Genomic DNA, 6,739 nt, shown 5'->3' with positions numbered 1-6,739 from the left:
CTCTAAACGGATACGTGTGAAGAGCCGCCCAGTCTTCCTTTCCTCGTTCGATCTGAACAGGGCACGCGACCTAAAAATGTCGCATCTCTATCTTGCCCATCTGTCGCATCTGTATATTGCTGTTATATATGGCGATCACATAAGATAGATTATGGAACCACCCGATATTGATCCGGTCCGGAATTTGGGGAGCCGCGAGAATGGCTAGGCTCCTTCAAGGCTCGATGTGAGCCCTGAATGTCAGTCCAGAATATTAGAGCATTTCCTGCTTTTCGGGAGACATGCTCTAACGACGCCGAGCGATATAGAGATGGCCTGGAACTGGCGCTCCTTGCTCGCTGCGTACGACAATATCGTCGCAACGCATACAATCCATTCCGTGATTGTCGAGCATGGCACGTACATAAGATTGTGCATGCGCAAAGCGCTGATAGTCTCCGACCATGAATGCGCGCCCGGCCAGTCGCGTATCGTCGAGTGTCTCGCTGGAGAAGCCGAAATGTCCGCCGGATGACAGATGCGCGGCCACACCCGCGAAGAATTTGTCAAGTTCACCCATGTAAGGCAAAACGTCGGTAGCGACGATCAGGTCCCATTGCGGTTCGCCGGTCGTTTCGAGAAAACGAACAGCTTCGCCAACGAACAGTGCCTGATAGTCGCCTTTTTCGTAAGCGACTTCGATCATGTTCTCAGAAATATCGACGCCGGTCTTATGCGCGGCCATGTCATCGAGTGCGTCGGCTGACAAACCAGTGCCACAGCCCAGATCGAGCATGCGTTCAGCGAAAAATTCGTCGTCCATGTCGAGGAGCATTTCCCGCAGTTGCAGCGGAACATCATAACCGAGCTGGTCAACAAGGATCGTATCGAACATTTCGGCATGCTGATCGAAAAGCGTCGAGACATAGGCATCCGGCGCCTTCAGCGGCACCGCACCGCGCCCCATGCTCGCAAGCCGTACGGCAGCGCCGCCATGGTCCTCGGGGTCGATGCGCAGCACATCTTCATAAGCCTTGGCAGCAGCATCGAAATCGCCGGCTTTTTCCAGCGCGAGCGCACGGTTATAGGCTTCTGCAAGCGCTTCCTGATCGAAAGCCGGTTTGTCGTCTTCAGCCATTGATATCTGCCTTTCCGGTCTTGCACAGGCACATGTGCAAAAACAGCGCAACAACCGCGCAAATCTCGTTAAAACATATTCGATATGAGGGCCAGAAACCCGCAATACGAGAGTAGTCCTCTGCTCGCTCTCCTACGCCGATCCCCTTGTTCCCGCAAGCGCCGCGTGGGACGATTATTTCTTTTGTACCTTTAGTAGATATCTCTAATATTATTATTATAACTGTGAATATATAAAGTATTAAAAGGAAAATAACTGTCCTGGCGATTAATTAATATGATTCTTATGGCAATTTAATTCGAGTGTTATTTTCCATAATGAGGCTCAGATGCGCAATTCAAATTTGAAACCATTTGTCTTTTTAGGCGCTATGGCGGCAGGCATTACCCACGCATATGCCGATGCGGACCAGGAACTGGCCAGGAAGCTGGCCAATCCCATTTCCAGCCTTATAAGCGTACCATTCCAGAGTAATTACGATTGCTGTTTTGGCCCTAGGGACTCTTACCGATACACACTCAACATTCAGCCGGTTGTTCCATTTTCTCTGAATGAGGACTGGAACCTCATTGTCCGCACGATAGTTCCGATCGTTTACCAACAGGCTCCAGCGGCCGGTTTCGACAATCGTTTCGGACTGAGCGATACAGAACAGAGCTTCTTCTTTTCGCCTGCCCAGTCTGTAGACGGCATAACCTGGGGTGTCGGTCCGGTATTCTTGTGGCCAACCGCTACCAATAGCGAGCTTGGAACTGGAAAATGGGGCGCAGGCCCTACCGGCGTCATTCTTAAACAACAAGGCGGCTGGACCTATGGCGCGTTGGCCAACCATATATGGTCATATGCCGGGCACAGCGACCGCGATGCCCTAAGCCAGAGCTTTCTCCAGCCATTTCTTACCTATACATTTCCCGATACGACAGCACTGAACTTATCATCGGAAACATCCTATGACTGGACTTCAGAACAGTGGACCGTGCCAATAAACGCTGGCATATCGAAGGTCTTCAAGTTTGGAGAACAACGGGTCAGCATTGGCGTGTCCGCGCGATATTATGCCGAAGCACCATCGGACGGTCCCAAATGGGGAGCCCGCTTTGTAACTACCTTCCTGTTCCCCGAAAAATAACCGGGACAGACTTGCAGAGCCCCTACTCCGCAGCGGCAGTAACGCGCTCGTCGTGTTCCCTATGATCGCCAAGCTTTCGCGCGATCACGGCGCAGGCCATAAGCTGAATCTGGTGAAAGAGCATCAAGGGTAGAACAATGCTGCCGACATTCGCACCGGCAAAAATCGCGCTGGCCATCGGTGCACCGCTGGCGAGGCTCTTTTTCGATCCGCAGAACATGATCGTGATGCGGTCTGGGCGATTGAAACCGAGCAACTTGCTGCCGTACCAGGTGGCGAGCAGCACGGCGACCAGCAGGACGAGGTTGACGCCCACCATCATGCCGAGATCGTCCCACGAAACGGTGCGCCAAAGGCCTTCGACCACAGCTTCGCTGAAGGCCAGATAGACCACCATCAGGATCGAGCCGCGATCAACGAAGCCGAGTCCCTTGTTGTGGCGGCGCATGAAATTACCGATCCATGGCTGTAGAATCTGTCCGAGCACGAATGGTGCGAGCAGTTGCAGCAGAATGGATTCCAGTGCGTCGATCGATATTCCGCCGCCGCCTTTGACAGCGAATAACAGGCCGACCAGAAGCGGCGTGAGAAACATGCCGAAAATGTTCGATGCTGACGCCGACACGATTGCGGCTGAGACATTGCCGCCCGCAATCGAGGTGAAGGCGATGGACGACTGGACCGTCGAAGGCAACACACAGAGAAAGAGGATGCCTGTATAGAAAGCCGACTGTGACAAGCCGGGAATGGTCCAGCCTGCTGCCAGACCGAGGATCGGAAACAGGATGAACGTCGACGAAAGGACTGCCAGATGCAGTCTCCAGTGCGTTATGCCTGCGACCACAGCCTCGCGCGAGAGCCGGGCGCCATGCAGGAAGAACAAAAGCCCAACCGCAAATTTCGTCGCCATCGCAAACCAGTCTGCAAATTCACCGCGGACGGGAAGCACAGATGCAATCAGGATGGTCACGATCAGCATGCTGGTGAATTTGTCAGGCAGAAAGCGCATTATATCGTCCAATCTTGCAGGCATGGCGGAACGCAACGCCTGCTTGAGTGATAGGGCTACCGAGCTTATGTCCGTTCATAAACCTCTCGGAAGGAGTTGCAATCCCTCGGATGTCGGGAAATGACTCACACTTTCGAGATAAGACCTCGAACAGCAAGCCATTTCAGCCCGGTTCGGTTTACTCGTAGCCGTTGGGATTTTTCGATTGCCAGTGCCACATATCCTGGCACATTTCGCGCAGGTTCTTCTCTGCAGACCAGCCGAGGAAGTCACGGGCAAAACTCGGATCGGCATAGCATTCCGCTACATCACCCGGGCGGCGCGGTGCAATCTCGTATTTGATCTCGCGGTTCGAAACATGCTCGAATGCCTTTACCACGTCGAGAACGCTATAGCCCTGCCCCGTACCGAGATTGACCGAAAAGCACTGCGGTTCATCGAGTTTCTTGAGTGCTTTCAGGTGACCGGCAGCCAGATCCACCACATGGATATAGTCGCGAACACCGGTGCCGTCAGGCGTCGGATAATCATTGCCCCAGACATTTAGTTTCTCACGACGACCGGTGGCGACCTGCGCGATAATTGGCATCAGATTGTTCGGAATGCCCTTTGGATCTTCGCCGATCAGGCCACTCTCATGCGCGCCGACCGGGTTGAAATAACGCAGGATGGCGATTTTCCAGCTATTGTCGCCGTTATAAATATCGCGAAGCATGTCCTCGATGACAAGCTTGGTGCGGCCGTAGGGGTTTGTTGCCGTTAGCGGCTGATCTTCGGTGATCGGCAATTTCTGCGGATCGCCATAGACCGTGGCCGATGAGCTGAAAACCAAAGTCTTGACGCCGGTTGCTTCCATCGCTTGCAGCAGGCGGAGCGTGCCGACCACATTGCAATCGTAATAGAGCATCGGCTTTTCGCTTGATTCTCCAACGGCTTTCAGACCTGCAAAGTGAATGACAGCGGTGCATTTGTGATGCCGGATCACCTGTTCCAGAAAGGCGCGATCTCTTATATCACCTGCTTCCCGGCGCGGTGCGCGCCCGGTAATCTTTTCGATGCGATGCAGGGCTTCCGGGTGGCTGTTGTCAAAATTGTCGACTACTACGACGTCGTGACCTGCCTCGATGAGTTGAACACAGGTGTGCGAGCCGATATAGCCAGCGCCGCCAGTCACAAGAATTGTCATCGTTTATGTATCCGCTTGTTGAACATACCGCCCCGATGTGCGATCCCCGGCTGACTATGCAAAATCAGTAACAGACTTCAAGCCATCAGGTGCGATTCTCTTGAATGGTTGCAGTAGATCAGCCAAGTTTGACGGAGCGATGATGAAACCATCCCGCAATATTGATCGCCTTCTGGAAATCATGGCAGCGCTCCGCGATCCTGAAACCGGCTGTCCGTGGGATGTGGAGCAGAGTTTCGAATCCATCATGCCCTATACGCTTGAGGAAACTTACGAAGTCCTCGATGCTATAGAGCGTAACGATATGGACGATCTGCGCGAAGAGCTTGGCGATCTGCTGTTGCAAGTGGTGTTCCATTCACGCATGGCCGAAGAACAGGGCAGCTTTGCATTCGGTGATGTCGTGGAAGCCATCACGCATAAGATGATCAGGCGGCATCCACATGTCTTTGGCGAGGCTGAAGCCAGAAGTGCCGGCATGGCCAAGGGCTCGTGGAATCGCATCAAGGCGGAAGAGAAGGCCGAGCGGGCTGAACGACGCTCAAAACTCGGGCTGGAAACGACCGAGAAGAATGGCTTTCTGGACGATATTCCACAAGCGTTCCCTGCCCTGCTGCGTGCGCTGAAGCTCCAGCAGAAAGCCGCGAAAGTCGGCTTCGACTGGTCTGAGGCAGCGCCGATCCTCGATAAGATCGCCGAGGAAACCGCAGAGCTGAAGGAAGCTATGGCGGCAAAGGAACGTGCGGATGTCGAAGAAGAATACGGCGACCTGTTGTTTGCCATGGTCAATCTTGGCCGCCATCTCGAAATCGATGCTGAAACTGCACTCGTCGCCGCCAATGAGAAATTCAAGCGGCGGTTTCATTTCATCGAAAAGACGCTTGGTGAAACCGGAAGCGGTCTTGATGCCGCGACCCTCGATGAAATGGAAGCGATCTGGGGCGAAGCCAAGAAAAAGGGCCTCTAACTATTTGTTTTTACGCATTTCCGGACGCAAAACTGTTTCACATTTTTGCTGGAGTGCTCAATCGGCCTATTTCTCATCTTCCCATTTTGGGCGGAACATCTGATAGACGCTTTCCGTTGTTGCGAAATCCATATAACCGAGCCTGCTGACAGGTCTGGCTTTCGCGATATCGATGAGACCGTCGGTCAGGACCTGTTCATCTATATGCACGCCGACAACCTCACCGATCACCATGTAATTGTCGGTCGGCCTGCCCTCCTTGTCCTGCAATCGCTTGATTTCCACAGCAACGCATTCAAGAGCGGCATAAGCTTCCCTGACGCGTGGGGCCGCAATAAGCCTGCTTGGCGCTCTGGTTAGCCCGGCATATTCAAACTCGCTGATCCCGCGAGGCGCATTGACGGATGAGGCATTCATCTGTGTTCTCAGATGATCACTCACCAGATTTGCGGTGAACTCGCCGGTTTCCTCAATGAACGAAACGCTGTCCTTTGCGCCGCTCGATGAAAACATAACCATCGGCGGCGTGTCGCAGATCGCGTTGAAGAAAGAGTAGGGCGCGAGATTGACGGCGCCCTCTTTCGACTGCGTCCCGATCCAGCCAATGGGGCGCGGGGCGACGATTGCCTTGAACGGATTATGGGGCAGCGGGTGCCCTTCCCTTGGTTCATAAAACATATGTTTATCCGTTGATTAGCAAGTCTTGTTGGAGTCGACTCTAAGCTTGCGTCCATGGACCGGAATATTCAGTCACGATCTTGTCCATATCGGCTCTCGGGCGTTCCGGCATCTTGTTTGCTGCCGTTCCGATATGGACGAATCCGGCAACACGTTCATTGGGTGCCAGCCCCAGAAAAGCGCGGGCGGGTGCATCATCTGAATACCAGTTTGTAATCCAGTTGCTGGCATATCCAAGCGCGCTGGCAGCCGTGCATAGGTTCATCGCGACAGCACCCGCCGAAAGGAACTGTTCCCATTCCGGAATGCGTTCGTGCGCGACGGGCGATGACACCACGCCGACAACGAGCGGCGCGCGCGAAAAACGTGTCAGCTCTTTTTCCTTCCGCCCTTCTGGCATCGGACCTTCGATCTCTTCAGCACGCTGAGCAAGATACTCGCCGACTTTCAGCCGTGCATCACCGCGATACAGGATGAAACGCCAGGGCGTCAGGCGTCCGTGATCAGGTACACGTGCTGCAACTTTCAGCAAGGCTGCAAGTTCCTCGCCCTCAGGTGCTGGCTCGGAAATCGCCGAAATCGGGGTGGAGCTGCGCTGCGCCAGAAAATCAAACACCGGATGGGCCACGGTAACCTCGTTATTAAAATGCTGC

At 53.9% G+C, this 6,739-nt stretch carries 7 protein-coding genes; 2 read left to right on the top strand and 5 right to left on the bottom strand.

Going from position 1 to position 6,739, the window contains the following annotated elements:
• Positions 1–286: 286 nt before the first annotated feature.
• Entirely contained in the window at positions 287–1,117 is an 831-nt protein-coding gene (locus tag F9K91_RS08120) for a class I SAM-dependent DNA methyltransferase (RefSeq protein ID WP_151651236.1), read from the bottom strand.
• 328 nt (positions 1,118–1,445) lie between these two features.
• Here F9K91_RS08120 and F9K91_RS08115 point away from each other — a divergent pair, with 328 nt between their 5' ends.
• Positions 1,446–2,246, top strand: a complete 801-nt coding sequence (locus F9K91_RS08115) for a hypothetical protein (protein WP_151677608.1) — start codon at positions 1,446–1,448, stop codon at positions 2,244–2,246.
• A gap of 22 nt (positions 2,247–2,268) precedes the next feature.
• Here the strand turns inward: F9K91_RS08115 and F9K91_RS08110 are convergent, their stop codons facing one another.
• Entirely contained in the window at positions 2,269–3,255 is a 987-nt protein-coding gene (locus tag F9K91_RS08110; protein WP_151677607.1) for a bile acid:sodium symporter family protein, read from the bottom strand.
• A gap of 178 nt (positions 3,256–3,433) precedes the next feature.
• Positions 3,434–4,441: a UDP-glucose 4-epimerase GalE gene (galE, locus tag F9K91_RS08105; RefSeq protein WP_151554935.1), complete on the bottom strand. Its 1,008-nt coding sequence runs from the start codon at positions 4,439–4,441 to the stop codon at positions 3,434–3,436.
• 142 nt (positions 4,442–4,583) lie between these two features.
• Here galE and mazG point away from each other — a divergent pair, with 142 nt between their 5' ends.
• Positions 4,584–5,408 (top strand): nucleoside triphosphate pyrophosphohydrolase, encoded by an 825-nt coding sequence (gene mazG / locus F9K91_RS08100; protein ID WP_151651273.1) that lies wholly within the window; start codon positions 4,584–4,586, stop codon positions 5,406–5,408.
• 66 nt (positions 5,409–5,474) lie between these two features.
• Here the strand turns inward: mazG and F9K91_RS08095 are convergent, their stop codons facing one another.
• On the bottom strand, positions 5,475–6,086 hold the full coding sequence (locus F9K91_RS08095) for a flavin reductase family protein (RefSeq protein WP_151554936.1): 612 nt from the start codon (positions 6,084–6,086) through the stop codon (positions 5,475–5,477).
• A gap of 40 nt (positions 6,087–6,126) precedes the next feature.
• On the bottom strand, positions 6,127–6,714 hold the full coding sequence (locus F9K91_RS08090) for a nitroreductase family protein (RefSeq protein ID WP_061346305.1): 588 nt from the start codon (positions 6,712–6,714) through the stop codon (positions 6,127–6,129).
• Positions 6,715–6,739 lie beyond the last annotated feature (25 nt).

The organism is Brucella tritici (assembly GCF_008932295.1).
Lineage (GTDB): Bacteria > Pseudomonadota > Alphaproteobacteria > Rhizobiales > Rhizobiaceae > Brucella > Brucella tritici.
The sequence above is the reverse complement of the archived record's forward strand: the minus strand, read 5'-3'. Positions and strand labels throughout refer to the sequence as shown.

Coding starts and splice junctions, on each gene's coding strand:
- F9K91_RS08110 (WP_151677607.1), bottom strand. CDS start 3,255: ATGCGCTTTCTGCCTGACAAATTCACCAGCATGCTGATCGTGACCATC.
- F9K91_RS08120 (WP_151651236.1), bottom strand. CDS start 1,117: ATGGCTGAAGACGACAAACCGGCTTTCGATCAGGAAGCGCTTGCAGAA.
- mazG (WP_151651273.1), top strand. CDS start 4,584: ATGAAACCATCCCGCAATATTGATCGCCTTCTGGAAATCATGGCAGCG.
- galE (WP_151554935.1), bottom strand. CDS start 4,441: ATGACAATTCTTGTGACTGGCGGCGCTGGCTATATCGGCTCGCACACC.
- F9K91_RS08115 (WP_151677608.1), top strand. CDS start 1,446: ATGCGCAATTCAAATTTGAAACCATTTGTCTTTTTAGGCGCTATGGCG.
- F9K91_RS08095 (WP_151554936.1), bottom strand. CDS start 6,086: ATGTTTTATGAACCAAGGGAAGGGCACCCGCTGCCCCATAATCCGTTC.